The organism is Rhizobacter sp. Root1238 (assembly GCF_001425825.1).
Classification (GTDB): Bacteria; Pseudomonadota; Gammaproteobacteria; order Burkholderiales; family Burkholderiaceae_C; genus Rhizobacter.
Map to the genome: position 1 here is coordinate 231,153 of NZ_LMDM01000002.1, position 26,532 is coordinate 257,684.

A 26,532-nucleotide genomic window follows, 5' to 3' on the forward strand; every position below is an offset into this window, starting at 1 on the left:
CCTGCTGGACCAGATGGTGCCGAACATCAAGAAGACCTCGGACCTGGTGCAGGAGATCACGGCGGCATCGGAAGAGCAGTCGTCGGGGGTCAGCCAGATCAACGCAGCGGTGAGCCAGTTGAGCCAGACGACGCAGCAGAACGCGTCGAGCTCGGAAGAGCTGGCGGCCACGTCCGAAGAGATGAGCAGCCAGGCCGAACAGCTGCAGCAGACGATGTCGTTCTTCAAGCTGGCGACGCAGGCCGACACGGCGCGGCAACGCCCGGCGGTGTCTCGCAAGCCGGCGGCCAGGCCGATCGCGGCCGGCGCGAAGGGAACGAAGGCGGGCGCCCGCAAGCCGGCACCGGCTGCCGGGTACAACGGCTTCGCGCTGAACGCGAACAGCGCCGGCACGCTCGACGAATCGCAGTTCGCTCGTTTCTGATCGACCTGCGGGACCTGCGCGATGCACACCATCTCCGACAACGAGTTCGGCCTGTTCCAGCGCTTCATCTACGACGCGGCGGGCATCACGCTGTCGTCCGCGAAGAAGGCGCTGGTGTGCGGCCGGCTCGCGAAGCGGCTGCAGGCCTGCAACCTGGGCAGCTACGCCGAGTACTTCAAGCTGCTGAGCAGCGGCCAGAACGGTGCCGAGGTGCAGACCGCGGTCGACCTGCTGACCACCAACGAGACCTACTTCTTCCGCGAGCCGAGGCACTTCGAGCTGCTGCGCGAGGCGGCGCTGCCGGCCTCGAAGAAGGCGCAGCCGTTCCGCGTCTGGAGCGCGGCGAGCTCGACCGGCGAAGAGGCCTACAGCATCGCGATGGTGCTGGCCGACACGCTGGGTGACGCGGCCTGGGAGGTGATGGGCTCCGACATCAGCACCCGCGTGCTGCAGCGGGCGCGCCAGGCGCACTACCCGATGGAGCGCTGCCGGCAGATTCCGCAGGCCTACCTGAAGCGCTTCTGCCTGAAGGGCATCGACGAGCAGCAGGGCACGCTGCTGGTCGACCGTTCGCTGCGCGGCCGCGTGCAGTTCATGCAGGTCAACCTGAACACCGCACTGCCGCGGCTCGCGGCATTCGACGTGATCTTCCTGCGCAACGTGATGATCTATTTCAACGGCGACACCAAGCGGCAGGTGGTGGCCCGCATCATCGAGCAGCTGAAGCCGGGCGGCTTCTTCTGCATCGGGCATTCCGAGAGCCTGAACGACATCAGCACGGCGCTGCACCAGGTGGCGCCGTCGATCTACCGCAAGCCGTGAGCGGGACATGGGAGCGAGCGCGATCCGATTCGACACCGCCGAACCCGGCGACCGCGTGCTGCAGCCCGGCGAGTACGCCGTGGGCGAGGCGCCGCTGCGCATGCGCACGCTGCTCGGCTCGTGCGTGTCGATCACGCTGTGGCACCCGGCGCGGCGCGTCGGCGCGATGTCGCATTTCCTGCTGGCCGCGCGCTCGCCGAGCCAGCTGGGCGTGCCCGACGCGCGCTACGGCGAGGAGGCGCTGGCGCTGATGCTGCGCCAGTTGCACAAGCGCGGCATCGTGCCGGCCGAGTGCGAGGCCAAGATCTTCGGCGGCGGCAACATGTTCCCCGAGCAGAACCCGGCGGTCGTGCCGAGCATCGGCCGGCGCAACGGCGAGGCGGCGCGCGACCTGCTGATGGCGCACGGCATCCGCGTGCACTCCGAAAGCCTGTTCGGCAACGGGCATCGGCAGATGATCTTCGACCTGTCGACCGGCGACGTCTGGGTACGCCAGGTCAACCCGGAATCGGCGTCGATGCCGCTGGACGGCGCGTCATGACCAACATCCGCGTGATGGTGATCGATGATTCGGCGGTGGTGCGGCAGGTCGTCACCGCGCTGCTGGACGACGCGCCCGGCATCGAGGTGATGGCCGCGGTGGCCGACCCGGTGCTGGCGATCGAGCGGCTCAAGCTCGACTGGCCGGACGTGATCGTGCTCGACGTCGAGATGCCGCGCATGGACGGCATCACCTTCCTGCGCATGGTGATGCAGCAGAAGCCGACGCCGGTGGTGATCTGCTCGACGCTGACCGAGCGCGGCGCGAAGACCACGCTGGAGGCGATGGCCGCCGGTGCGGTGGCGATCGTCACGAAGCCGAAGCTCGGTCTGAAGCAGTTCCTCACCGCGAGCGGCGAGGAGCTGATCGGCACGGTGCGCGCCGCGGCGAAGGCCAATGTGCGGCGGCTGGCCGCGGGGCCGGCGGTCGCGCCGACGCCGGCCGCGAAGAACACCGCCGACGTGATCCTGCCGGCGGCCACGCGCGCGATGACGCAGACCACCGAGCGGGTGGTGGCGCTCGGCACCTCCACCGGCGGCACGCAGGCGCTCGAAGAGGTGCTGACCGCGTTGCCGCGCGTCACGCCGGGCATCGTGATCGTGCAGCACATGCCGGAGAAGTTCACCGCGGCCTTCGCGGCCCGGCTGGACAGCCTGTGCCGCATCGAGGTGAAGGAGGCCGAGCACAACGACCGCGTGCTGCCGGGCCGCGCGCTGATCGCGCCGGGCGGGCGGCACATGCTGCTCAAGCGCAGCGGCGCGCAGTATTTCGTCGAGGTGATCGACGGGCCGCTGGTGAACCGCCACCGGCCGTCGGTCGACGTGCTGTTTCGCTCGGTCGCGCGCAGCGCCGGCGCGAACGCGCTCGGCGTGATCATGACCGGCATGGGCGACGACGGCGCGGCCGGGTTGCTGGAAATGCGCAAGGTCGGCGCGCAGACCGTCGCGCAGGACGAGGAGAGCTGCGTCGTGTTCGGAATGCCGAAGGAAGCGATCAAGCGCGGCGGCGTGCAGCGGACGCTGCCGTTGAATGCGGTGGCGGGGGAGATCCAGAAGCAGGTGGGGGGATGACGTTCTTTCGGATGGTATGCAACCACTCGGCAGGAACACAAAAAGCCCGTTCGCCCTGAGCAGGGACCGAGCTTGTCGAGGGCCCGTCCGTCGAAGGGTTGTGCCCGAAGCGCGCAGGGCCTTCGGCAAGCTCAGTCCTACCCTTCGACAGGCTCAGGCCCTTCGACAAGCTCAGGATGATCGGACCCTTCGACAGGCTCAGGTCCTTCGGCAGGCTCAGGATGATCGGGCCCTTCGACAGGCTCAGGGCGAACGGGGACGCATGCCGACCGGCTCGGCCATCACGCCACGAACTGCCTGAACTGCCCCGGCGTGACCCCGGTCCGCGCGCGGAACCGGTTCACCAGGTGGCTCGCACTCGCCAGCCCGCATTGCCGCGCCACCTCGTCGAGCGGCGCATCGGAATGCCGCAGCAGTTGCTTGGCCCGCTCGATGCGCAGCCACAGCACCCACGCATGCGGCGCGATGCCGAACGAGGTGCGGAACATGCGCGCGAAGTGATGCTCGGACAGCGCCGCGACGGCGGCCATCTCGCCGATGGTCAGCGGCTGGTCGAGGCGCGCCTCGGTCCAGTCGACCAGCCGCCGGCGCACATGCGCTGACAACCCGCCGCGGGGCGGCGTGCGGTGACCGCGTGTCGCGTGCCCGACCAGCAAGGCGGCCAGCGCCTCGTGCCCGAGCGCATTCGCCTGCAAGCGCGCCTGCGGGTCCTGCCAGTCCAGGCGGGCCAGCGCGTGCAGCGGGCCGGCCACGCCGGCGTCGCCCACGAAGGTCAGGTCGGGCACCTGCACCTCGCGCGGCTCGCGGTCGAGCAGCCGCACCGCCAGCGGCGCGAGCTGCGCCTCGTCGAAGTACAGGTGCACGAAACTCTGCTCGCCGCCCACCACCCAGTGCGATTCGTGGCCGGCCGGCATCACGCACAGGCGGCCCGGCTCGCCGCGCAGCTCGGGCACCTCGCGCCGCCAGGTGCCGTGGCCACCGCTCAGGTACAGCGACAGCGTGTGGTGCGACGGCCGGCTGTAGCGCGTCGCGTCGGCCGCATTGCGCCACACCGCGACGGCCAGGCCGTCGCCCAGCGTGGCGCTGCGCAGCAGTTGCGCGCGCGAGTGCGCGAGCACGTCGAACACTTCGTGGCGGGACAGGTCGGGCGCGGTCACCATGGCCTCGCCACTGTAGCGGCGCCGCCGCGCGCGCGCACGAGGCGGCCGCGACGAACCGCAGTTTTGTGCAACCGGGTCCGCACGCCGCGGCCGACACTGGCGCGATGAACCTCTTCCTCTACGCGCTCACCGTGCTGATCTGGGGCACCACCTGGATCGCGCTGAAGCTGCAGCTCGGCCCGGTGCCGATCCCGTGGTCCATCGCCTACCGCTTCGCGCTGGCAGCCGCGGTGCTGTTCATCTGGTTGGCCGCCACCGGCCGGCTGAAGCGGCCCGACGCCCGCGCGATGAAGCTGATCGCGGCGCAGGGGCTGTGCCTGTTCTGCCTGAACTTCATCTGCTTCCTGAATGCGAGCCGGTTCATCCCGAGCGGGCTGGTCGCGGTGCTGTTCTCCACCGCGACGGTGTGGAACGCGTTCAACGCACGGGTCTTCCTGGGCCGACCGCTCGCGCCGCGCGTGCTGGCCGGCAGCGCACTCGGCATGCTGGGGCTGGCCGCACTGTTCTGGCCGGAGCTGACGCGCCACGATGCCTCGCCCGACACGCTGACCGGCCTCGCGCTCGGGCTGGCCGGCACGCTGTGCTTCTCGGCCGGCAACATGCTGTCGGCCCGCCTGCAGGCGCTCGGCCACGCACCGGTCGTCACCAATGCCTGGGGCATGCTGATCGGCGCGACGGTGCTCGCGGCCGGCTGCGGCGCGGCCGGCGTCGGCTGGGCGTTCGATCCGTCGCCCACCTACGTCGGCGCGCTGCTGTACCTCGCGATCCCCGGCTCGGTGATCGGCTTCACGGCCTACCTGACGCTGGTCGGCCGGCTCGGACCGGAGCGCGCCGCCTACAGCACCGTGCTGTTCCCGGTGGTCGCGCTGAACGTGTCGGCCTGGGTCGAGGGTTACCAGTGGACCGCGCCGGCGCTGCTCGGGCTGGTGCTGGTGATGGCCGGCAACGTGATCGTGTTCCGCAAGCCGAAGGCGGCACCGGCGGCCGCCGCGCTCACAGCCCCAGCGCGCTGAGCCCGGCGTGGTCGTCGGGCCGGCGGCCGAGCGGCCAGTGGAACAGCCGCTGCTCCGGCTGGATCGGCAGGTCGTTGATGCTCGCGTAGCGGCGTTCCATCAGGCCCTGCGCATTGAACTCCCAGTTCTCGTTGCCGTAGCTGCGGAACCACTGGCCCGAATCGTCGTGGAACTCGTAGGCGAAACGCACGCCGATGCGCGCGCCGCCGAAGGCCCACAGCTCCTTGATCAGCCGGTAGTCGAGCTCGCGCGCCCACTTGCGCTGCAGGAACAGCCGCACCTGTTCGCGGCCGACCGGGAACTCGGCGCGGTTGCGCCAGCGGGTGTCCTCGGTGTAGACGGCGGCCACGCGGTCGGGGTCGCGGCTGTTCCAGGCGTCTTCGGCCAGGCGCACCTTCTGCATGGCGGATTCTTCGGTGAACGGGGGCAGCGGCGGGCGAGGCGTTTCCATGGGTTTGCTCCAGTGGGTAGACAGGTCTGTCTCGTGTCGGATCTTGAGGCAGACAGATCTGTCTGTCAAACTGCAGACCATGACCACCGCCACGGCTTCGCTCGAACCCCGCCAGCGCATCCTCGAAACCGCGATGCGCCTGTTCTATGCCGACGGCATCCGGGCGGTCGGCATCGACCGGCTGATCGCCGAATCGCAGGTGGCGAAGGCGTCGTTCTACCGGCACTTTCCGTCGAAGGATGACCTGGTGCTGGCCTTCCTGCGCCTGCGGCACGAGCGCTGGATGACCTGGTTCGCCCGCAGGCTGGAGGCGCGCTGCGAAGCGGCCGGCCCGGCGATGGAGCGTGCCGCCGAGGTGCTGCGCGAATGGTTCGAGGAGCCTGGTTTCCGCGGCTGCGCCTTCATCAACGCGCTGGCCGAAGGCTCGGCGCAGGGCGAGGCGATCAGCGTGGTGCAAAGCCACAAGGACGAGCTGCAGGATTGCCTGCTCGCGCTGGCGCGGCGCTGCGGCCACCCACAGCCGGCGCGGGCCGCCGAAGACGCGCTGCTGATCGTCGAAGGCGCGATCGTGCGCGCCCACATGACCGGCGACGCCGCCGCGGCCGACGTGGCGCGCCGGCTGCTGCAGAAGGTCGGGGGCTGACATGGTCGTCGAAGCCGAGGCATTGCGCTGTTTCCGCGTGGCGATGGGCCAGCCGGAGGCCGCTTTCCGCGACGGCCAGTGGGCGGCCATCGACCACATCGTGAACCGCCGCGGCAAGGTGCTGTGCGTGCAGCGCACCGGCTGGGGCAAGAGCATGGTGTATTTCGTCGCGGCCCAGCTGATGCGGGCGCAGGGTGCCGGCGTCACGCTGATCGTCTCGCCGCTGCTGTCGCTGATGCGCAACCAGATCGACGCGGCGCAGCGGCTCGGGCTGCGGGCGCTCACCGTCAACTCGACCAACCGCGACGAATGGGCCGGCGTGCGCGACGAGCTGCTGGCCGGCGGCGTCGACCTGCTGCTGATCTCGCCCGAACGGCTGGCCAACGACGAGTTCGTCGCCGGCACGCTGCAGGCCATCGCCGACCGCATCGGGCTGCTGGTGATCGACGAGGCGCACTGCATCTCCGACTGGGGCCACGATTTCAGGCCCGACTACCGGCGGGTCGGCCAGGTGCTGGCGCGCCTGCCGGGCAACATCGCGGTGCTGGCCACCACCGCCACCGCGAACCGGCGTGTCGAGGCGGACGTGGCCGCGCAGCTCGGCACCGGCGTGGTGGTGCAGCGCGGGCCGCTGCTGCGCGAGAGCCTCGCGCTGCAGAACCTGCGCCTGCCGGGCGCGGCCGACCGGCTGGCGTGGCTGGCGGACCGCATCCCGCAGCTGCCGGGCAGCGGCATCGTCTACACGCTGACCACGCGCGATGCCGACCGGGTCGCCGGCTGGTTGCAGCTGCAGGGCATCGACGCCCGCGCGTACCACGCCGGCAAGCCGGACGACGAACGGCAGGCGCTCGAACAGGCGCTGCTCGGCAACGATTTGAAGTGCCTGGTCGCGACGACCGCGCTCGGCATGGGCTACGACAAGCCGGACCTGCACTTCGTCATCCACTACCAGACGCCGGGCAACGTGGTCGCCTACTACCAGCAGGTCGGACGGGCCGGCCGCGCGATTCCGGCGGCCGTCGGCGTGCTGCTGTCGGGCGACGAGGAAGAGGACATCAACGCGTACTTCCGCGACGCCGCGTTCCCGCCCGAAGGGCAGGTCGACCGCATCCTCGGCGCGCTGGAGGCCGCCGACGAGGGCTTGAGCGTGCGGGCGCTGGAGCGCGCCGTCAACCTGCGGCAGTCGCAGATCGAGAAGGTGCTGAAGCTGCTGGTGGTCGAGCCGGATTCGCCGGTGCTGCGGCTCGACGGCGCGTGGTACCGCACCGCCCATCCGTTCCGGCTCGACCAGGAGCGCATCGCGCACCTGACGCGGCAGCGCGAGCAGGAATGGGCGCAGATGAAGCAGTACCAGGCCGGCGCGCGCTGCCTGATGCAGTTCCTGGCCGACGCGCTCGACGACGCCGGCACGCAGCCCTGCGGCCGTTGTGCGGTGTGCCTGGGTCGGCCGCTGCTGCCGGTGGAGATCGATCGCGCGCGGCTGATCGACGCGCAGCGCTTCACCCGGCACAGCGAGATGCCGCTGGAGCTGAAGAAGCAGTGGGACATCGAGGCGCTGCCGCAGTACGTGGCCGAGCACGGCTGGAGCAAGCAGAACATCGCGCAGCGGCTGCGCGGCGAAGCGGGCCGGGTGCTGTCGCGCTGGGGCGAGCCGGTGTGGGGCCAACTGGTGGCGCGAGGCCGGGCGCAGGGGCACTTCGATGACGAGCTGGTCGATGCGGCGGCCGACCTGGTCCGCCACCGGTGGCCGGAAGCGGCGCAGGCGGGCTGGGTGACCTGCATCCCGTCGATGCGGCAGCCGGCGCTGGTGCCGGACTTCGCCAGGCGCCTGGCCGACGCGCTGGGCATGCCGTTCCGGCCGGCCCTCGTGAAGACCCGCGAGACGCAGCCGCAGCGCGAGATGGACAACCGCTTCCACCAGTGCCTGAACCTGGACGGCGCGTATGCCGTCGACGACCAGCACGGCATCGCCGGGCCGGTGCTGCTGGTCGACGACCTCGTCGATTCGGCCTGGACGCTGACGCTCGCGGCCGCGCTGCTGCGGCAGGCCGGCGCGGGCGCCGTGCACCCGTTCGCGCTGGCCGTCGTGTCGGCGAAGTGATGCAGCACAACCGCGCCACCCTCGGACAAGGCAACGACGATGCCAGCTGAAGGCCTGGGCGCCGACACCGAAGCGATCCTGCTGCTGTGCGGCCGGTTCGGCGGCGAGGCGCGGGCGCCGTTCGAGCCGCTGTCGACGCCCGAGTACGCCGCGCTGGCCCGGTGGCTGCACCAGCACGGGCTGCGGCCCGCCGATCTGCTGGCGGTCGCGGGGGGCAGCGCGCTCGACGGCGTGCACGAGAACGAACTGGAACGGCAGCGCATCGACTTCCTGCTGGCACGTGGCACCGCGATGGCGCTGTCGCTGGAGCGCTGGAGCCGTGCGGGCCTGTGGGTCCTCTCGCGTGCCGATGCGGCGTACCCGGCGGCCTTGAAGCGCCGCTTGAAGCACGACGCACCGCCGCTGCTGTACGGCGCTGGTCGGCAGGCGCTGCTCGATGTCGGCGGCCGGGCCGTCAGCGTGCTGGCCGGCGATCTGCTGAAGGCCAGTGTCGGCAGGCTGAACCGCAGCAGCCTGCAGCAAGGCCGCCTGGCACTCGTGTCGCCGTTCGCACCGGAGGTTGGCGTCCACGCCGACAACGCCAGCGTGCGCGATCGCTGCATCGACGCCCTGGCCGATCCATCCTGACCGCCGGCCGCGCCGGGCTTAGCCGGGCTGCCGCTTCATCCGCATCGTCCAGTTCGGCACCCACGCCTCGCCGTCGGACGAGAAGGCCTGGTCCCACTGCGCGGCATCCGGCCCGAGGCGCTGCCAGACGAAGCGCACGAACACCTTGCGGCCGTTGTCTTCGTCCTGGCCATAGAACTCGCCACGGTCGCCGCTGAAGCCGCCGTGCACCGGCGGGTACAGCAGGCCGGTGCGGCTGCTGACCCAGTAGATCGACCACTGGCGCTTCGCGGTGTCGAACGTCCGCAGCGTCAGCCCGGACCAGCCCTGCGTCGTGAAGTCGATCTGGTCGACGTTCGCGATGCCGCCCAGGCGCGGCTCGCAGGCCATCGTCGCGGGGAATTCCTTCCAGTCGTCGCTGCCCGGCTCGCGCGTCGCGAGGCTGCGGTTGCTGACCTGCCAGCGGCCGTGCAGGAAGTCGAAGTCGTCCGGCTGGCCGGTGCGGTCGAGTGTGTAGCTCATCGAGGTCTCCAGGCTTGTCTGTGCGATCGGGCTTCAGCGCCAGGCCGAGCCGGCAGTGGGCTGCAGGCGGAACATCTGCGGCGCCGCGCTCAGCTGCGACAGCCAGCGCGGCCACACCGCATCGCGCCAGATGGCCGATGCGAACAGGCGGTCGGCGCAGTCGAGCTGGTGGGCGGCGCTGTCGAAGCGGCAGATCCAGACCAGCGCCTCGGTGTCGGTGCGCACCGGCAGTGCCGGGAAATCGTTCGGCGCGTGCTCGGTCATCAGCACCGCCTGCACCTCCATGCCGGCCGCCTGCAGGCAGGGCCGCACCTCGTGCTCGAAGCGGTGCACCAGCAGCGGCGTGGCCGGCGCATCGAGCTGGCACACCACCGCGAGCAGCATGCCGGGCCGCGCCGCGTGGGTCGCCGTGGTCTGCACGTTGCGCAGCAGCAGCACGTTCGACGAATCCTGCATCGTCGCGTTGGCGGCGTCGCGGTGGCGGCGCCACACCGGGCCGCCATAGAACGCGGCCAGCGCCTCGCGCCGCTCGGCCATGTTCGAGAATCCGCGCAGCCAGACGAAATCGTCGGGTGCGTCGAGGTCGCGGAACTGGCCCAGCACGCGCATGCCGCAGTCTTCCTGCGTGTGCACGAACTCGCGGTCGAACAGCTCGATCAGCGTCTCGCGCCGGCCGGGGTGCAGCGCATAGCGCCGCAGCTCGACGATGGCACAAGGGGACGGAATGGTGTCAGCAGCCACGGCACGGGCCGGGCGTTCCAGCGTCATCACGGTCATCGGGGCATCTCCTCGTCTCTTGGGAGAGGGATGCTGCGCCCGGGATCCTGACACCCTTTGTCAGCAGAGTTCAGCAGAGTTCAGCAGAGTTCAGCAGCCGATCAGCCGGTCAGCCGACCACCGTGCCGTCGCGGCCGCGCAGCTTCGCGCGGTACATCGCCTTGTCGGCCCGCTCGATCGCGGCCTGCAGCGCCTCGCCGTCGCTGCAGGTGCTCAGGCCGGCCGAGAAGGTCAGCCGCAGCCCCGGCACCACCTCGTCGAACGACGCCGCGGCGAGGCCGGCGCGCAGCCGGTCGACGCACTGCAACGCCTGCGCCTGCGGCGTCGACGGCAGCATCAGCAGGAACTCCTCGCCGCCCCAGCGGCCGAGCACGTCGGTGTCGCGCAGCGCGGCCTGCGCCGCGCCGGCGAAGATCTTCAGCACCTGGTCGCCGGCTGCGTGGCCGTGCTCGTCGTTGATCGGCTTGAAGTGGTCGAGGTCCATCAGCACCAGGCTCAGCGGCTGGCCGTGGTGCTTCTGGCGCCCCCGCTCGGCGTCGAGCAGCTCGGTCAGGTGGCGGCGGTTCACCAGCCCGGTCAGGTCGTCGCGGGTGGCCAGGTGGTGGATCTTCGCAAGTGCCGCCTGCAGCTCGGCCTGGCGCTGCCGCAGCTTCGCGCGCAGCCGGCCCATGCTGACCGCCAGCGCCGACATCGCCGTCATCAGGATCACGCAGAACAGGAACTGGATGGCCTCGATGTGCGGCGGGAACTGCGCCGGGTCGGTGCGCGATTTCCACAGCATCACGCCGCCCAGCAGCGCCAGCGCCTGCGCCCCCAGCAGCCGGGCTTCGCGCGGCGACATCACGAACATGCCCCACACCAGGTTCAGCAGCATGATCGCCATCACCGCGCCGCGCAGCTGCGGGTTGATCGCATAGCCCCAGGCGGTGATCGCGATGCCGAACACCGATTGCGGCATCGTCAGCGACGGGTCGCTCGACAGCCGCTCGCTGATGCCGCTGCGCACCAGGCCGTAGAAGGCCAGGATGCCGACGAGGCTGGTCGCGCACAGCCAGGCGGCCGGCGCGGCCTGCATCATGCCCAGGCGCACCTCCAGCCAGCACACCGCCGAGAACAGCAGGTAGACCGCCAGCGCCAGCAGCGTCAGCCGGGCGTGGCCGCGCCGGCGCCCCGACGGGCCCCACAGCAGGTCGCCGACGGGGGCGGGCATCGCGCTCATGGGAGGGCAGGACAGGGCATCCGCGGGATTGTAGGAATGCGGCGCCGACCGTCACCCCCGGATCCACCCCCGGAGGCCGGGGGGCGCGAATCGGGGGTGGGCAGGCCGATGCGACACACGGCGCAACACACGGCCGGGCATCCGCGCCCGCGCGGGCCCGCAGGCCGACACCTGCAGCGACGACAATCGCCCGGCGCCCGCACCACCCCGTCCTTCCACGCACCGATGACCGACAAACGCTTCTTTCCGCGCCAGGTGGTCGAGTCCGGCGGCAACCGCTGGGATTGGGCGCTGCTGCCGCTGGTGCTCGCGGTGCTGGTGCTGCTGGCGTGGGGTGGTTCGCAGATGGCGCGGCCCTACCAGCTGGGCGAGGTGCTGCCGCTGACGCTCGACCCGACGGCGCTGCCCTACTACCTGCTGCGCACCACGCTGCGCATGTTCCTCGCGCTCGGCGCCTCGCTGCTGTTCGCCTGCGTGTTCGCGGCGCTGGCGGCCAAGTACCGCGCCGCCGAGCGGGTGCTGGTGCCGCTGCTCGACATCCTGCAGTCGATCCCGATCCTCGGCTTCCTGTCGATCACCGTCACCGGCTTCATCGCGCTGTTCCCGGGCAACCTGTTCGGCGTCGAGTGCGCGGCGATCTTCGCGATCTTCACGTCGCAGGCCTGGAACATGGCCTTCAGCCTCTACCAGTCGCTGCGCACCGTGCCGCCGGAGCTGCAGGAGGCGGCGCGCGTGTTCCAGCTGTCGGGCTGGCAGCGCTTCTGGCGGCTCGAGCTGCCGTTCGCGATGCCGGCGCTGCTGTGGAACATGATGATGTCGATGTCCGGCGGCTGGTTCTTCGTCGTCGCGTCGGAGGCCATCGCGGTCTCGCAGCAGAGCATCAAGCTGCCCGGCATCGGCTCGTACATCGCCCTGGCCATCGAGCTGCGCGACCTGCACGCGATCGGCTGGGCGATCGGCGCGATGCTGGTCGGCATCGTGCTGTACGACCAGCTGTTCTTCCGGCCGCTGCTGGCGTGGGCCGACAAGTTCCGCTTCGAGGAGGGCAGCAACGATGCCGCGCCGTCGTCGTGGCTGCTGACCTGGCTGCGCCGCACCGAGCGGCTGCAGCCGTTTGCGCTGCGCATCGTGGCGCTGTTCGGCCGCTCGCTCACCCTGTTCCGCCGCCGCCACGACGGCACGTCGATCCGCGCCCGCGCGCGCCCGGCCGGGGCGGCGCTGCAGCGTGCGTGGGATGCGCTGCTGGCCGCGGCGGTGCTGATCGCGCTGTGGCACCTGCTGCGCTTCATCCACGCCGAGGTCGGCTGGGCCGAGGCCGGGCATGTGCTGGTGCTCGGCTCGATCACGATGCTGCGCGTGCTGGTGCTGACGGCGCTGGCCGCGCTGGTGTGGGTGCCGGTGGGCATCTGGATCGGCCTGAACCCGCGCTGGTCGGGTCGGCTGCAGGCGGTCGCGCAGTTCCTCGCGGCATTCCCGGCCAACCTGATGTTCCCGGTGGCGGTGCTGTTCATCGTGCGCTGGAAGCTGGACCCCGACATCTGGTTGTCGCCGCTGATGGTGCTGGGCACGCAGTGGTACCTGCTGTTCAACGTGATCGCCGGCGCGAGCGGCATCCCGACCGAGCTGCGCTATGCGGCGCAGAACCTGGGCCTGTCGGGCTGGCTGCGCTGGCGCCGCTACCTGCTGCCGGCGGTGTTCCCGAGCTTCGTCACCGGCGCCATCACCGCCAGCGGCGGCTCGTGGAACGCCAGCATCGTCGCCGAGTACGTGACCTGGGGCGACACCACGCTGCAGGCCAAGGGGCTGGGCAGCTACATCGCGCACATGACGGCGGTCGGCGACTTTCCGCGCATTGCGCTGGGCATCGGCGTGATGTGCCTGTTCGTGATGGGCATGAACCACCTGGTCTGGCGGCGGCTCTACCGGCTGGCCGAAGACCGCATGCATTTCTAGGGACCGGCATGAAGACCTTGATCGAACTGAAGGGTGTCGGCAAGTCGTTCCGCTCGGCCGACGGCAGCGCGCGCGCGGTGCTCGAGGGCGTGGACTTCCGGCTGGCCGAGGGCGAGATCGTCTCGCTGCTCGGGCAATCGGGCTCGGGCAAGTCGACGCTGCTGCGCATCCTGGCCGGGCTGATCCCGGCCGACGCCGGCGACGTGGGCTACCGCGGGCAGCCGCTGCACGGCCCGGCGCGCGGCATCGCGATGGTGTTCCAGTCGTTCGCGCTGTTCCCGTGGCTCACGGTGCAGCAGAACGTCGAACTCGGGCTGGAGGCGCGCGGCATGGCGCCCGACGAGCGGGCGGCGCGGGCCCTGGCGGCGATCCAGCTGATCGGGCTGGCCGGCTTCGAGGGCGCGCTGCCGCGCGAGCTGTCGGGCGGCATGCGCCAGCGCGTGGGCATTGCGCGCGCGCTGGTGGTGGAGCCCGAGATCCTGCTGATGGACGAGGCCTTCTCGGCGCTCGACGTGCTGACCGGCGAGCGGCTGCGCGAAGAGATCCTCGCGCTGTGGACCTCGCGCCGCATGCCGACCAAGGCGATTCTTGTGGTCTCGCACAACATCCAGGAAGCGGTGCTGATGGCCGACCGCGTGCTGATCTTTGCGAGCGACCCGGGGCGGGTGCGCTGCCAGCTGTCGGTGCAGCTGCCGCGCCCGCGCGACCCGGACAGCGCCGAGGTGCGGCAGCTGGTCGACGAGGTCTATGCGCTGATGACGGCCGGCACCGGCCGCCGCCCGGCCGGCGAGCCGACCGCGCTGCCGCTGGCGCACCGCCTGCCGCAGGCCGACGTGAGCCGCATGGACGGCCTGCTGGAGCTGCTGGCCGACGACCTCTTCGCCGGCCATGCCGACCTGCCGAAGCTGGCCGAGGAGACCGAGCTGACCGACCACGAGCTGCTGCCGCTGACGCAGGGGCTCTCGCTGCTCGGGCTCGCGCAGCTGGCCGATGGCGACCTGCACCTGACGCCGCTCGGGCGGCGCTATGTGGACGGCGACCACACGCTGCGGCAGCAGCTGTTCGGCCAGCAGCTGCTGGCGACGGTGCCGCTGGCCGCGCACATCCGCCACAGCCTGGAGCAGGAAACCTCGGGCGAGCTGCCGCAGGAGCCGTTCCTGCGCCTGCTCAGCGACAGCCTCGATGCCGCCGAAGCCGAGCGCGTGCTGCGCACCGCGATCGAATGGGGCCGGCACGGCGAGGTGTTCGAGTACGACTACCGGACCGGGGTGATCCGGTTGCCGGAGGGGCGGCAGGAAGCGGCTGAGGGGTGACCGCTGCACGGACGCGCCGGGAGGCGTGTCTGGCGCCGTGAAGATCAACGGCAACGCGGTCTGTCAATGGTAGTGATGGAGCGTTGCGGGTGGCCGGGTCCATCTGCAAAGTAGCGCACCTCGACAGAGTCTCATTGCCCAAGCATCGGGCGGCCACCAGGGCTGCCCCATCGCGGAACTCTTCCCGATCGCGGAATCGAGTTCGCTTCGGCCAGGAGCCGGCCTCGCGCGGCTCGACGGCGACCACCATCGCCAATCCATTCTCCAAGCAGTCATCCGCTCATTTGCGGCAGTCGCGCCGCGACGGGCGAAGCGGCCGTTCCCGCTTCACATGAAAGAAGACTCATGACTCTCGACACGCTCCTCCATCGCCTCTCGCTTGCCGGACCTCCAGTGGCCGTTCCGATGCGAATCCTGACCGACGACGTTCTGCGGCATGTCGCCGGCGGAGAAGTGAAGTGCAGTGCAAGCAATTCTCCAAACTTCGTTAAGTGCGAATGGAGCAAAGCCGTTTAAGGCTGCGAGGTATGCCGCCCATCCAGGGCGGTATTCATCCAATCGGGTGTGGTTGAAAACCGGACTGAGGAAGCCATGGAAACCATTGGGCGAGTGAATCTGAGCGGCATTCGATCACGCCTTCGCGCGAGAGAAGACCCCGAGCATTCGGTCGTCATTCCTCGGCGGCTGGAGGTCATTCTCAAGGTCGCAGAGCGTTGCAACATCGCCTGCACCTACTGCTACTTCTTCGATGCCAGAAACACGGACTTCGAAAGGCGGCCGGCACTGATTTCCATGGAGACCATCGAGCATGTCGCAGCCTACCTGCTCAACGCCGCGAGAAAGCATCGACTCGAGGTCATCCAGATCGACCTGCATGGCGGAGAACCGCTGCTGATGAAGCGAGAACGATTCGACGACATGTGCAGCCGTCTCACGCGTGAGCTCCAGGAGGTGGTTGATTTGAGAATCTCATTGCAAACGAACGGCATGTTGCTGGACGATCTGTGGATTGACCTGCTGGGCAAGCACGGCGTATTCGTGGGTGTCAGCCTGGATGGCCCGCAGGAAGTTCACGATCTGCGTAGAGTCGATCACGACAGCCGCGGCACCTATGACCGAGTCATCGTAGGAATCAAAAGACTTCAAGCCCGCCTGCCCGATCGACTGGGGGTCATCGTCGTGCTGAACCCGGAGACGGACGGGACGGTCTTGTATCGGCACATGGTGCACGACCTCGGACTGAAAAGGCTTCACATCATCGCGGCGGATGAGACGCACGACACCGCAGGCGTGGATGGCCATCAAACGGTGGGAGATGCCCTGTGCAAGATCTACGAGCAGTGGCTGCAGGACAACGACTCGTCCATCCACATCAGGTTCGTTGGCAAGTCGGTCCGTCGAATCCTGTGCGGACGGGACAGGTTGGCCGAGGAAGAGGCGGTCATCTGCGATTCCCTTGCGATCACCGTGGACAGCGATGGGCATGTGGGTCCCGACGACGATCTGCGAAACGCCTTGCCGCACCTCTTCAGGGGGCGCTACAACGTGCTGGATTCGACACTGAACGACTTTGTCTGTTCCAGCGAAATACAAGCCCTCATTGGGCAGATCCGCCGCCTGCCATTTCAATGTGCCGACTGTTGCTGGAAGAAGGTTTGCCGGGCGGGAGAGGTCTTGGGCGGACCGATTCAGCGCTACAGCTCTGCGCGTGCTTTCGACAATCCAAGCGTGTACTGCAAGCAGATTCAAGGGCTTCTCGAGGTGGTTTGCGAATCTGCCCTGCGGCGTGGCCATGCGCCGGCCAGCATCCTGGAGAACATCGCGTGAAAGTTGCCGGACTTCTCCTGATCACCTTCGCTTTGGCGCTCCTGCCGAGTTGCACCGTTGCTCAAGCTCAGCCGCCACTCTTCGATCACCCGTTCTCGCAGCAGGCCGTCCACAAAGGCTTCGGCCCGGTGATCGATGTGCGCGTCCATGGCCGACTCGAAAGCTTCGTTCTCGACACCGGTTCATCGCCAAGCCTCGTCGTCTCGGAGGCTGCACCGCGCCTGCGCGGCCATGCGGGCGGCCCGACTTGTCGCGATGCCTTGCAGATCCGGCTTGGCAGGGAGACGGCCACTGCTGTCCCGTGTGAGGTCATCCCGACCATCCCCGAGTTCGCTGCGGCGAAGCTTGCCGGCATGCTGAGCCCGCAGCAACTGGCACCGAACGATCTCGTGGTGCTCGACTTCCCATCGAGCCGCCTGTTCGCGCTGCATGCAGCCGGTGAGCCCTTCGACGACTTTCGCAGGCTCTACCCCGACCGGTCCAGCGTTCATCTGGAGCGCATCGGCGAATCGATCGGTGCGATGCTGGTCCGCGGCGCCTGGGGCGACCGTGCCGAAGTGCTCGTCGACATCGACACCGGCCGCCCCTACACGCAATTCGCCAGGCGCTACCTGGAAGGTGCCCGGCTCGACGGCTCGTCCGCCACGCGGTCGGCGACGGGCGAGCGATCCGTCAACGAGCAGTCGCTGCAGGCACAGCCGCTTCGCGTCGGATCGGCCGTGCTCGCGTCCGTCCGCATCCGGACCCGCGACGAAGCCGGCGTGGCGGCCGGCATCGTCTATGAAGGCTCTCTCGGTCGCGACGTGCTGCAGGACTGCGCCATCGGCATCCCACCCCGTCCGTGGCGGCAGGTCTACCTGGCTTGCCGTTGAGTCAGGGCCCGCACCGGCCTCACGCCGTTTCGACGTCCAGGTCCTCCGCCACCTCGTCACGCGACGACAGCGCCAGCAGCCCGTGCCGCTTCAGCAGCGTGCGCAGCGTGTTGCGCGTGACGCCGAGCAGCCGCGCGGTCTGCACCTGGTTGTCGTGGCAGCGGGCGAAGCCGAGCCGCACCACGAGGCCCTCGATCGCCGACATCAACTGCGGATGCCTGCCGTCCATCAGCGCGTCGATGGCACGCTCCAGCGCGGCCAGCGGATCTGCCGCAGGCGGCGGCCCGGCGGCCTGCGGTAGCGCCGATGTCGCCGGCGAGGCGGCCGCCCCCAGGAACCCGAGCGGTGAGAAGCGGCAGTCGCTTGCCCGCACGATGCCGTCGCGGCAGACGATCAGCGCGTAGTGGATGACGTTCTCCAGCTCACGGATGTTGCCCGGCCATGCATACGCCAGCAGCGCGCTGCGCGCCTCGGGCGACAGCTGCGTGCCGTGCAGCGAGAGCTTGCCGCCGCACACCGCGATGAAGTGGCGTGCGAGCGGCAGGATGTCGCCCGGGCGGTCGCGCAGCGGCGGCAACTCGATCGTCGCGACGCTCAGGCGGAAGTACAGGTCGGCGCGGAAATGCTGCGCCTCCACCGCGCGGTGCAGTTCGACGTTGGTGGCGGCCACCAGCCGCACGTCGAGCGGGATCGCGCGTCGCGAGCCGAGCCGCACCACCTGCCGCTCCTGCAGCACGCGCAGCAGCTTCACCTGCAGCGCGAGCGGCAGGTCGCCGATCTCGTCGAGGAACAGCGTGCCGCCGTTGGCCGCCTCGAACCAGCCGGCACGCGCCTGGTGGGCACCGGTGAACGCACCGGACTCGTGGCCGAACAGCTCGGCATCGATCAGCGATTCGCTGAACGCGCCGCAGTTCACCGCGATGAAGGGGCCGTCGCGCCCGCTGCGCTTGTGGATGTGGCGGGCGATCAACTCCTTGCCGGTGCCCGTCTCGCCGACCACCAGCACGGTGGCGTCGCTGCCGGCCACGCGTTCCACCTGCTCCAGCACGGCGAGCGAGCGCGGGTCGTGGAACAGCAGGGCCTTGGCGCGGATCGAGAGCGCGAGGCTGGCGGAGTCGGGCAGGGTGAGCAGGTGGTCGGCGGACATGCGGTGGGCAGAGACACGGAATGTGGCGGGATCTGCACATTAGGTGTCTTGTCCGGTGCTGCCAACGCAGCATTTCGCGCATGCATATGCACGAATGCCGGGCAGGTGTCGGCCTTGCCAACGGCCTCTCGTCTCATCAACAATCCGAGCCTTCGTGGAGGGAGAAACAACATGTCAAGCAAGTCGTGGCCTTTCGTGGCCATGTCCGTCCTGGTGGTTGCGCTCGCGGCGAGCGCGCCCTCGGCGCATGCGGTAACCGAATGCGTCGTCACCCCGGGTGACCTGTTCGTGGGTGGCGATCCGCCCATCACCACCAACAACGCCTACTTCTTTGCCAGTTGGGTGGAGGGTGGAGCGGGCGTCGTCTACCAGTCCGACGCCAACTACAAGCCGCTGCTGGCCGTCGTCATGTCGGCCAAGCTGACCCGCTCGAAAGTCAGGGTGCGCTATCTGCCCGACAACGCGAGTTGCACCGCCGTGAATCCCGGTCCGATCTCGGGCATCTGGATGCTTTGAACAACAGAGGGAAGAATCGCATGCTGACTTGTCACGCCGCGCGCCTGCGCCGATCGATCGTCGCTGCCTTGATGATGTTCGGGCTCGTGGCCGCGCCCTCTGCCGCCGAAGTCTCAGGCACCGTTTCACGAATCATGGTGGTCACGGCCAATGCCGGCGCGCCTGGCAATGCGGACCTGCGCGTCTACCTGTCCGGCGTGAGCGCCTGTCCCGGGGCCACCGACCCGAACTGGGCTTTCCTGAACCTGACCGATCCGAACTACAAGGCGGTGCTGGCGGCAGTGCTCACCTCGCAGACCACCGGCAAGACCCTCGTGATGGGGACGCAGCCGGTGGCGCTCGGCGGAGGCGCCAACAGCTACTGCCAGATTCTGTATGTCTACCTGATCGGCTGATCGCTCGAGCGCGGCCACAGCACCCACAACCGCAGCGGCTGCTTCATCCGCCCGGCCTGCTGCTCGGCCGTCTCGCCCCAGCCCCAGAAGTAGTCGGCGCGCACCGCCCCGGTGATCGCGGTGCCGGTGTCCTGCGCCATCACCGCGCGGCGCAGCAGCGTCGCGCTCAGCGGCTCGGTCGCATCGATCCACACCGGCGTGCCGTACGGAATGCTCTGCGTGTCGACAGCGATCGAGCGTCCTGGCGTCAGCGGCACGCCCTGGCCGCCCTTCGGGCCGAGCTGCGGATCGGGCAGCGGCTCCTCGCGGAAGAAGACCACCCGTGGATTCGCCCACAGCATCTCGTTGAGCCGCTTCGGGTTCTTGCGCGCCCAGGCCTTGATCGACGGCCACGAGGCCTGCTCCAGCGTCATCTCGCCCTGGTCGACCAGCCAGCGGCCGACCGACTTGTACGGCTGGTCGTTGTGTGCCGCGAACGCGACGCGCAGCAGCTTGCGCGTGCCGTCGGCTTCGGTCAGCTGCAGCCGGCCCGAGCCCTGGATCTGCAGCACCAGCGCATCGAGCGGGTCGGCGATGTAGGCGATCTCGCGGCCGCGCAATGCGGCCTGCGCGGCGCGCACGGTGTCGAGTTGCTGGCGTGTCCAGTAAGGCTTGCGCGTGGCCAGGTCGGCCGGCGGCGCGTACAGCGGGATGCGGAACGCGCCGCGCGGCACGCGGCTGGCTTCGACCAGCGGCTCGTAGTAGCCGGTCATCAGACCGTCGGTCGCGCCTTCGAGCGTTTCGACGCGCCACGGCTGCACGCGGTTCTGCAGGAACACGCGCACGCTGCCGTCGGTGATGGTCGTGAGTTTCTGCGCGTCGGCGCACAACTTCGTCCAGTCGGGGCCGGGCTTCTCGCAGCTGCGCAGCAGCGCGGGCCACAGCTCGGCGGTGCTGTCGAACTCCCAGCCGGGCAGGTCGGTCCAGGCGGCACCGACCCAGCGGCTGCGCGTGCGCGTCAGCACCGGCTTGTCGCCGGCGGAGGGGGAGGAAGCGGCGGGCGTGGCGGCCGGCGCGTTGGCGGCCGGCGCCGGAGGCACCGGTGCCACGGGAGGGTATTGCAGGCTCGCGCAGCCGATCAGCGAGCCTAGAATCGCCGCCGCCATCCACCAGCGGCCGCGGCCAGGGAACATCGTCATGGGTCTGATTCTCCTCGAAGCGCTGGGCGCGCTCGCGGTGCTGCTGCTGATCGTGTGGTGGACGATGTTCTCGGGGCGCAAGAAGGGCGAGCGGCGCGACCGGGACGAATGACGGGGACGCGAGGGAACACGGATTCACACCGTGCGCGATCTTCCGCAGGCAGAGGACGCGATCCGTCCGGCGAGGTGCCGGCGGACGCGGCAGGAACGAACGGGGGAAGAAACATGCAAGTCATTCGTGCTCGTCGCGCCATTGCGGGCGGCTTCGTGGCGTGGGCCGTGGCGGCCTGCGGTGGCAGCGGGGGGGCGGGCGGGGGCGGCGATGCGGCTACGGCGACGCCGCCGAACCCGCCGACCGAGGTCGCGGCCAGCATCAGCTTGCTGGCCGGCGGGCTGGGCGGTCGCGGTGCCGTCGACGGAGCCACCCGCGATGCGCGGCTTTGCTTTCCCGGCGCGATGGCCCAGGGCGCCGATGGCACGGTCTACTTCGTGGACTGCGGCGCGATACGCGCCTGGTCGCCGGGTGGGGTGGTGAGCACGGTCGCCGGGTCGCGCGTCGGCGAGAGCGGCGAGCGCGACGGTCCTGCCGCCAGTGCGCGCTTCAATGAGGTGATGGGGCTGGCGGTCGATGCCTCCGGCACCATCTATGGGGCCGATCCGGAGAGCAAGACCCTGCGCCGCATCGCGGCCGACGGGACCGTGAGCACCATGGCCGGTTCGCCCGGGGACTCGCGAGCAGTCGACGGCAAGGCTGCCGAAGCCCGCTTTCTCGAACCGTACTCGCTGGTGTTCGACACTGCCGGCAACCTGCTCATCGGCGATCGCCATGCGATCCGCCGGCTGTCCCCGCAAGGGATCGTGAGCACCATCGCGGGCGTTCCCGGCGAGATGGGTGCGACCGACGGCCCCGCGGCTGACGCGCGCTTCAATGGTTCGCCATGCGCGCTGACGACGGATGCCGCCGGTGCGCTCTACATCAGCGACTGGTTCTCGATCCGCAAGCTGTCGGGCGGGGTGGTGTCGACGGTCGGGCACGGACCGCTGCCCTCGGATTCCCCGGGCTCGTCGAACGGTGACCTGTGCGGCCTCGCGTTCGATGCCGGAGGCTCGCTGCTCGTCAGCCAGCGTGCATTCAGCATCATCGACCGGGTGGCCGCCGATGGCAGCATCGGCCGGTTGAGTGGCAGCCTGGGCACCTGGGACTGGGCCGATGGCCCGGCCGATCAGGCGCGCTTCGCGTTTCCGCGGGCGCTGCTGACGCTGCGCAACGGCGACACGCTGGTGGCCGATTCCGACAACTCGGTGCTGCGCCACGTGGCGGTCGACGGCAGCGCGAGCACCGTACTCGGCTCGCCGCCGAAGCGAGGGTATGCCGACGGCACCGGCGCGGCGGCGCGCCTGCGTTTGCCGCGCGGCGTGGTCTCCGATCGCGATGGCAACCTCTTCGTCGCGGACCATGACAACCACTGCATCCGCAAGATCACGCCAGCCGGGGTGGTGACGACGTTCGCCGGCAAGCCGAACGACTCGCGCACGGTCAACGGGCAGGGCAGCGGAGCGAGTTTCGCGATGCCGGGGTCGCTGGCCATCGATGCAGCCGGCAATCTCTACGTCGCCGACGAGCAGGATGCGGTGATCCGCAAGATCACGCCGGCCGGGGTGGTGTCGACGCTGGCCGGGGCGCCCGGCCAGCGCGGCAGCGTCGACGGGCCCGGGGGGACGGCGCGCTTTGACGTGCCGCGGGGCGTGGCGGTCGACGCGGCCGGCTTCGTCTACGTTGCCGATGCAGGCCGCCACGCGATCCGGCGCATCTCGCCGGCGGGCACAACGACCACGCTGGCCGGGCTGGCCGACCACCCGGGGAGCGACGACGGCACAGGCAATGCGGCGCGCTTTTCCTTTCCGGTCGCGCTGGCCGTGGATGGTCCCGGCAATGTGTTCGTCGCCGAGCAAGGCAACCACACGGTCCGCAGGATCACGCCGGCTGGTGTCGTGACGACGGTGGCCGGCAAGGCCGGTGAGGCGGGGCGGATGGATGGCGCTGCAGCCGCATCGCGCTTCTTCCGGCCGAACGCACTGGCCTTCGATGCCGACGGAAACCTCTTCATCTCGGATGAGGCAAACAGCGTGCTGCGCCGGCTGGCGCCGGACGGCATCGTCAGCACGGTCGCGGGTCGTGTCGCCTCCCGCGCCGTCGTGACGGGCGCCGATGGGCGCTTGAACGAGCCACAGGGCTTGGCCGTGCTGCCCGGCAATCCACGGCGACTCGCCGTGGTCGACGAGCATGCGGTGCTGACGGTCACGCTGCCCTGAAGCCGCACCGATCGCGGGCTCAATCCTTCGGCGGCACGATGAACGACCCCGGCCGCTGCCACAGCCGTTGGCGGATCGCGCGGTAGATGCGGCTGCGGTCGGTGAGCCGGATGCCGCGCGAGCGCAGCGCCACCTTGAACGCGAGGAAGAAGCTCACCGCGAGGTTCAGGCCGCCGGTCACCGCGATGCCGGCCAGGCACCACCAGAACGGCGCCTGGTGCAGGATGTCGAAGCCGAGCGCGCCGACCGCAGCGGCCAACTGCCCGGTCGACAGCGTCACGTGCCGCACCTCGATCGGCAGCGCGAAGAAGCTCGCGACCGCCGGCACCAGGCCGAGCATCAGCCCGAGCGAGATGTTGGCGGTCAGCCCCGAGATGTTGTTGCGCCAGTAGAGCGACCAGCGCTGCGCGCGCGCCGTGCCGAGCCGCGCGACGATGCGCGGGTTCCAGGCGATCGCACTGTCGAGCCGGTGCCAGACGAACCAGTTCTCGACCCAGCCGGCGATGATCGAGCTGAGGAACAGCAGCACGCCGGTGAAGGCCGCGTACAGCGGCGTCGGGCCGAGCAGCGACAGCGTGTCCAGCACGTGCTGCGCGTCCTTCGCGCCGATCAGCGGCGCGCCGAACGCGGCCGTCCACGCGAACTGCGCCGTCAGCACCAGCGGCGTCACCAGCGCCAGGTTGCCGAGGATCCCGGCCGCCTGCGAACGGATCAGGTGCGCGACCTCGTCGACGAAGCCCTCGACCGCCGCGTCGTTCGACACGTCGTCGAGCTTGGCCGCCATCGCCGGCGCGGTCATCGCCGGCTGCTTGGTCGCCACCGTCCAGTGCATCAGGTGGATCAGCACGAAGCTGCCAGCGTAGTTGACGCCTGCGAAGAAGCCGGCCCAGAAGGTCGACAGCCCGAGCGCCAGCACGAAGAACTTCATGAACGTGGTGCCGGCCAGCACCGCGCCGCCGCCGGCCGCGGCGCGCAGCATCTGCCGGTACTCGCTGCGGTCGCGGGTGATGTAGTGCTCGCCGGTCTCGGCGCTGCGCTCGGCCACCTTGCGCGCGAGCAGCGAGTAGTGCCGCGCGAACAGCGCGCGGATGCTGCGCCGCTCGTCGGCGGTGCGCACCAGCGCGGCGATCAGCCGCGTGATGTCGCGGCCGGGCTCGGGGCTCAGCACGCAGATCAGCAGGTCTTCGATGCGCTGCGTGCGCTCGCGCAGTTGCTCGACGGCGAACACCACGTCGACCGAGACGCCGTGCTCCTCCAGGTGCAGGTGAACGCTGTCGGCGCAGCGCCGGCAGGTGTCGAGCAGCGCGCGCAGGTACTGCGCCTCGCGCAGCAGCGCCGGCATGTCGCCGCCCTCGGCGTGCGTGCGGATCCGCTCGGCCACCAGCGCCAGCTGGCGGAACGGCTGCGACACCAGCAGTTCGGGGCTCATGCGCTGGCGCACCGTCGGCGAGAAGCCGGTCGCGCGGATCGCGCTCGCGAGGAAGGTGATCGCGTCGAGGAACGGCGCGCGCCAGTTCGGCCCGCCGGCACTCGTCGCGGCGGCCGGCGCGAGCAGCGCGGTCAGGCGCGCGAGCGTCGTGTCGTCGAGCGCCTCCATCCACAGCGCGTCGCTCGACTGCGGGAACAGCAGGCCGAACAGCTCGGCCAGGTTGGTGGTGGCCGGCGTGCCGGGCAGCAGGCGCAATCGCAGGCGCTGGCCGAATTCGCCGGACAGGTCGCGGCGCGGCGAGAAGCCGAAGTCGGCGAGCAGCGCCGCCACGTCGACCTCGCGCCAGAAGCGTGCGAGCAGCGCGGCGACCTCGGCCTGGTGCTCGGGGTGGCGCTCCAGCACGTTCAGCAGGTGGCGCAGGCGCCGCAGCGGCATCGGCGTGGCGGTCGGCTCGCTGGAAGGCGCACCGTCGGCCGGCAGCGTCGCATGGCGCAGCCATTCGAGCAGCCGGATCAACCACAGGTGGCGTTCGGGCAGGCCGGCCGACGCATCGGCGGCGTTCAGCAGCGCGCTCAGGTCCCACGGGCCCGGCCGGGCCTTGCCTGGCGTCTTGTTCGACGCCTTCTTCCGTCCGAACATCGTGCGGCCGTCAGTGCAGCGTCGACGCGAGCGACAGGCCGAACTCCGGCACCGGCGCGTCGAACGGCGTCGCGTCTTCGGTCATGCAGAAGAAGGTGCCGCGCATGCTGCCCTGCGGCGTGGCCAGCCGCGTCCAGCTGGTGTACTCGTGGCTGTCGCCCGGCTGCAGCAGCGGCTGCTGGCCGACGACGCCCAAGCCGCGCACCTCTTCGACGCGCCCCTGGCCGTCGGTGATGACCCAGTGCCGCGCGATCAGCTGCGCCGCGACGTCGCCGCTGTTGCGGACCGTGATCGTGTAGGCGAAGGCGTAGTGGCCGGTGGCGGGGTTCGATTGCTCGGGCAGGTGACGCACGGCGACCGAGCAGGTGAATTCAGGATGGGCCATGGCGCATTCTAGGAGCCGCTCCATGGCAGCTTCGCGGCCCGCCTAAAATCCGCGCTTTCCGCGACACCGCCGGCAGCACCGCATGACCACCTACCGCATCGCCCCCAGCATCCTGTCGGCCGACCTGGCCCGTCTCGGCGACGAGGTGCGCAACGTCATCGCCGCCGGTGCCGACTGGATCCACTTCGACGTGATGGACAACCATTACGTGCCGAACCTGACCTTCGGCCCGATGATCTGCGAGGCCGTCCGCAAGCATGCGGTGCGGCCCGACGGCAGCCCGGTGCCGCTCGACGTGCACCTGATGGTGCAGCCGGTCGACCCGCTCGCGCTCGCGTTCTGCAAGGCCGGTGCGACCACCGTCACCTTCCACCCCGACGCCAGCACGCACGTCGACCGCACGATCCAGCTGATCCAGGCCGAGGGCTGCAAGGCCGGGCTGGTGTTCAACCCGGCGATGCCGCTGTCGGTGCTCGAGTACGTGATCGACAAGATCGACCAGGTGCTGATCATGAGCGTGAACCCCGGCTTCGGCGGCCAGAGCTTCATCCCGATGGCGCTGAAGAAGATCGAGCAGGCGCGCCGCCTGATCGACGCGAGCGGACGCGACATCCGGCTCGAGGTCGACGGCGGCATCAAGGTCGACAACATCCGCCGCGTCGCCGAAGCCGGCGCCGACACCTTCGTCGCCGGCAGCGCGATCTTCGGCCACCCGGACTACCAGGCCGTCATCGCTGCGATGCGCCGCGAACTGCAGGCCGCCTGAATCGGGCGTCGCGACCCAACACGGTGCTTTGTTCGGGGAAACAATCGAAAACCCCGTGAATTCTTCTGGCCTGACGGTGGTATTTTTCGCGGTGGATCATGACGCCAGGCCAGCACCGAAGCCTGTTCGGCGCGCCATGCAAGCCAGCAACCTGAAAACGTAACCTGTTGTCAGGAAAGCAATTTTCCGGGTTTATCCTCGGGTTTGGCCCGCATTGACGGGTGGTATTACTGGTACTAAACTGGTACCTAACGGGTCGTTTTGTGCCATGTACTTGTGCAGGCACGCTGCTTGCCTAAGCCGCTCAGGCCCTTTATCTGCACAGGAGTTCGCGACCGATGAATTTTTCGCAGCGACAACGCGATCCCCGGCGGCATGTCGTCGGGATCGGCTTTGTCATTTTGTTTCACGCGGCGATCGTGTATGCGCTGCTGACCGGGCTGGCCAAGA

Annotated in this window: 25 protein-coding genes; 16 read left to right on the plus strand and 9 right to left on the minus strand. The window is 69.7% G+C overall.

Annotation, left to right across the window (positions count from 1 at the left end):
• From ASC98_RS31475 to ASC98_RS03695, 4 genes are all read left to right on the plus strand, one after another.
• A partial coding sequence (locus ASC98_RS31475; protein WP_369821155.1) for a hypothetical protein occupies window positions 1–424 on the plus strand: 424 nt, incomplete at its 5' end.
• A 21-nt stretch (window positions 425–445) separates the two neighbouring features.
• Entirely contained in the window at window positions 446–1,246 is an 801-nt protein-coding gene (locus ASC98_RS03685) for a protein-glutamate O-methyltransferase CheR (protein WP_056813051.1), read from the plus strand.
• 7 nt (window positions 1,247–1,253) lie between these two features.
• Window positions 1,254–1,787 (plus strand): chemotaxis protein CheD, encoded by a 534-nt coding sequence (locus ASC98_RS03690; RefSeq protein WP_056813050.1) that lies wholly within the window; start codon window positions 1,254–1,256, stop codon window positions 1,785–1,787.
• Entirely contained in the window at window positions 1,784–2,857 is a 1,074-nt protein-coding gene (locus ASC98_RS03695) for a chemotaxis response regulator protein-glutamate methylesterase (RefSeq protein ID WP_056813047.1), read from the plus strand. The genes ASC98_RS03690 and ASC98_RS03695 overlap by 4 nt, the downstream gene beginning before the upstream one ends.
• Before the next feature lie 281 nt (window positions 2,858–3,138).
• On the opposite strand, the gene ASC98_RS03700 is transcribed toward ASC98_RS03695, so the two are convergent.
• Window positions 3,139–4,017 (minus strand): AraC family transcriptional regulator, encoded by an 879-nt coding sequence (locus tag ASC98_RS03700; protein WP_056813044.1) that lies wholly within the window; start codon window positions 4,015–4,017, stop codon window positions 3,139–3,141.
• 104 nt (window positions 4,018–4,121) lie between these two features.
• Between ASC98_RS03700 and ASC98_RS03705 the strand changes: the two genes are divergently transcribed.
• Window positions 4,122–5,030, plus strand: coding sequence for a DMT family transporter (locus tag ASC98_RS03705; protein WP_056813041.1), 909 nt, complete (start codon window positions 4,122–4,124; stop codon window positions 5,028–5,030).
• Here ASC98_RS03705 and ASC98_RS03710 read toward each other — a convergent pair.
• On the minus strand, window positions 5,011–5,481 hold the full coding sequence (locus tag ASC98_RS03710; protein ID WP_056813038.1) for a nuclear transport factor 2 family protein: 471 nt from the start codon (window positions 5,479–5,481) through the stop codon (window positions 5,011–5,013). The two genes, ASC98_RS03705 and ASC98_RS03710, sit on opposite strands and share 20 nt — an antisense overlap.
• Window positions 5,482–5,560: 79 nt before the next feature.
• Between ASC98_RS03710 and ASC98_RS03715 the strand changes: the two genes are divergently transcribed.
• Genes ASC98_RS03715 through ASC98_RS03725 form a run of 3 tightly spaced genes read left to right on the plus strand, consistent with a single transcriptional unit; the run spans window position 5,561 to window position 8,852 of the window.
• Window positions 5,561–6,124 (plus strand): TetR/AcrR family transcriptional regulator, encoded by a 564-nt coding sequence (locus ASC98_RS03715; protein ID WP_056813035.1) that lies wholly within the window; start codon window positions 5,561–5,563, stop codon window positions 6,122–6,124.
• A 1-nt stretch (window position 6,125) separates the two neighbouring features.
• On the plus strand, window positions 6,126–8,225 hold the full coding sequence (locus tag ASC98_RS03720; RefSeq protein ID WP_056813032.1) for a RecQ family ATP-dependent DNA helicase: 2,100 nt from the start codon (window positions 6,126–6,128) through the stop codon (window positions 8,223–8,225).
• 39 nt (window positions 8,226–8,264) lie between these two features.
• The gene (locus tag ASC98_RS03725; protein ID WP_056813029.1) at window positions 8,265–8,852 is read left to right on the plus strand and encodes a hypothetical protein; all 588 of its coding nucleotides are present in this window, start codon (window positions 8,265–8,267) and stop codon (window positions 8,850–8,852) included.
• Between the two features lie 18 nt (window positions 8,853–8,870).
• Here the strand turns inward: ASC98_RS03725 and ASC98_RS03730 are convergent, their stop codons facing one another.
• The 3 genes from ASC98_RS03730 to ASC98_RS03740 all read right to left on the minus strand — a co-directional run bounded on the left by ASC98_RS03730 (window position 8,871) and on the right by ASC98_RS03740 (window position 11,340).
• Window positions 8,871–9,353, minus strand: a complete 483-nt coding sequence (locus tag ASC98_RS03730; protein ID WP_056813026.1) for a hypothetical protein — start codon at window positions 9,351–9,353, stop codon at window positions 8,871–8,873.
• Between the two features lie 33 nt (window positions 9,354–9,386).
• Window positions 9,387–10,130, minus strand: coding sequence for an NIPSNAP family protein (locus ASC98_RS03735; protein ID WP_235581157.1), 744 nt, complete (start codon window positions 10,128–10,130; stop codon window positions 9,387–9,389).
• 109 nt (window positions 10,131–10,239) lie between these two features.
• Window positions 10,240–11,340 (minus strand): GGDEF domain-containing protein, encoded by a 1,101-nt coding sequence (locus ASC98_RS03740; RefSeq protein ID WP_200952953.1) that lies wholly within the window; start codon window positions 11,338–11,340, stop codon window positions 10,240–10,242.
• A gap of 234 nt (window positions 11,341–11,574) precedes the next feature.
• Here ASC98_RS03740 and ASC98_RS03745 point away from each other — a divergent pair, with 234 nt between their 5' ends.
• The 4 genes from ASC98_RS03745 (at window position 11,575) to ASC98_RS30055 (ending at window position 17,314) form a co-directional block, all read left to right on the plus strand.
• Window positions 11,575–13,302, plus strand: a complete 1,728-nt coding sequence (locus ASC98_RS03745) for an ABC transporter permease subunit (RefSeq protein WP_056813021.1) — start codon at window positions 11,575–11,577, stop codon at window positions 13,300–13,302.
• 8 nt (window positions 13,303–13,310) lie between these two features.
• Window positions 13,311–14,615: a nitrate/sulfonate/bicarbonate ABC transporter ATP-binding protein gene (locus ASC98_RS03750; protein WP_056813018.1), complete on the plus strand. Its 1,305-nt coding sequence runs from the start codon at window positions 13,311–13,313 to the stop codon at window positions 14,613–14,615.
• Between the two features lie 591 nt (window positions 14,616–15,206).
• Window positions 15,207–16,442, plus strand: coding sequence for a radical SAM protein (locus tag ASC98_RS03755; protein WP_056813013.1), 1,236 nt, complete (start codon window positions 15,207–15,209; stop codon window positions 16,440–16,442).
• Entirely contained in the window at window positions 16,439–17,314 is an 876-nt protein-coding gene (locus ASC98_RS30055) for a hypothetical protein (protein ID WP_157597671.1), read from the plus strand. The genes ASC98_RS03755 and ASC98_RS30055 overlap by 4 nt, the downstream gene beginning before the upstream one ends.
• 19 nt (window positions 17,315–17,333) lie before the next feature.
• Here the strand turns inward: ASC98_RS30055 and ASC98_RS03765 are convergent, their stop codons facing one another.
• Entirely contained in the window at window positions 17,334–18,461 is a 1,128-nt protein-coding gene (locus ASC98_RS03765; RefSeq protein WP_056813006.1) for a sigma-54-dependent Fis family transcriptional regulator, read from the minus strand.
• A gap of 171 nt (window positions 18,462–18,632) precedes the next feature.
• On the opposite strand from ASC98_RS03765, the gene ASC98_RS03770 reads away from it, so the two are divergent.
• Together ASC98_RS03770 and ASC98_RS03775 are read left to right on the plus strand one after the other, a co-directional pair.
• Entirely contained in the window at window positions 18,633–18,977 is a 345-nt protein-coding gene (locus tag ASC98_RS03770) for a hypothetical protein (RefSeq protein ID WP_056813003.1), read from the plus strand.
• 20 nt (window positions 18,978–18,997) lie between these two features.
• Window positions 18,998–19,372 carry a hypothetical protein gene (locus tag ASC98_RS03775; RefSeq protein ID WP_157597672.1) on the plus strand — a complete coding sequence of 125 codons (375 nt, stop codon included), beginning with the start codon at window positions 18,998–19,000 and terminating at the stop codon, window positions 19,370–19,372.
• On the opposite strand, the gene ASC98_RS03780 is transcribed toward ASC98_RS03775, so the two are convergent.
• Window positions 19,357–20,550, minus strand: coding sequence for a murein transglycosylase A (locus tag ASC98_RS03780; RefSeq protein WP_082541595.1), 1,194 nt, complete (start codon window positions 20,548–20,550; stop codon window positions 19,357–19,359). The genes ASC98_RS03775 and ASC98_RS03780 overlap by 16 nt on opposite strands.
• A gap of 225 nt (window positions 20,551–20,775) precedes the next feature.
• Here ASC98_RS03780 and ASC98_RS03785 point away from each other — a divergent pair, with 225 nt between their 5' ends.
• Entirely contained in the window at window positions 20,776–22,863 is a 2,088-nt protein-coding gene (locus ASC98_RS03785; protein ID WP_157597673.1) for an NHL repeat-containing protein, read from the plus strand.
• A 19-nt stretch (window positions 22,864–22,882) separates the two neighbouring features.
• On the opposite strand, the gene ASC98_RS03790 is transcribed toward ASC98_RS03785, so the two are convergent.
• Both ASC98_RS03790 and apaG read right to left on the minus strand, forming a co-directional pair.
• A complete protein-coding gene (locus tag ASC98_RS03790) occupies window positions 22,883–24,931 on the minus strand; it encodes a site-specific recombinase (protein ID WP_056812995.1) in 2,049 nt (682 codons plus the stop codon).
• Window positions 24,932–24,941: 10 nt separating this feature from the next.
• The gene (apaG, locus tag ASC98_RS03795; protein ID WP_056812991.1) at window positions 24,942–25,316 is read right to left on the minus strand and encodes a Co2+/Mg2+ efflux protein ApaG; all 375 of its coding nucleotides are present in this window, start codon (window positions 25,314–25,316) and stop codon (window positions 24,942–24,944) included.
• A gap of 82 nt (window positions 25,317–25,398) precedes the next feature.
• Here apaG and rpe point away from each other — a divergent pair, with 82 nt between their 5' ends.
• Complete coding sequence (gene rpe / locus ASC98_RS03800; protein ID WP_056812988.1) at window positions 25,399–26,082, plus strand: ribulose-phosphate 3-epimerase; 684 nt, start codon at window positions 25,399–25,401, stop codon at window positions 26,080–26,082.
• Window positions 26,083–26,532 lie beyond the last annotated feature (450 nt).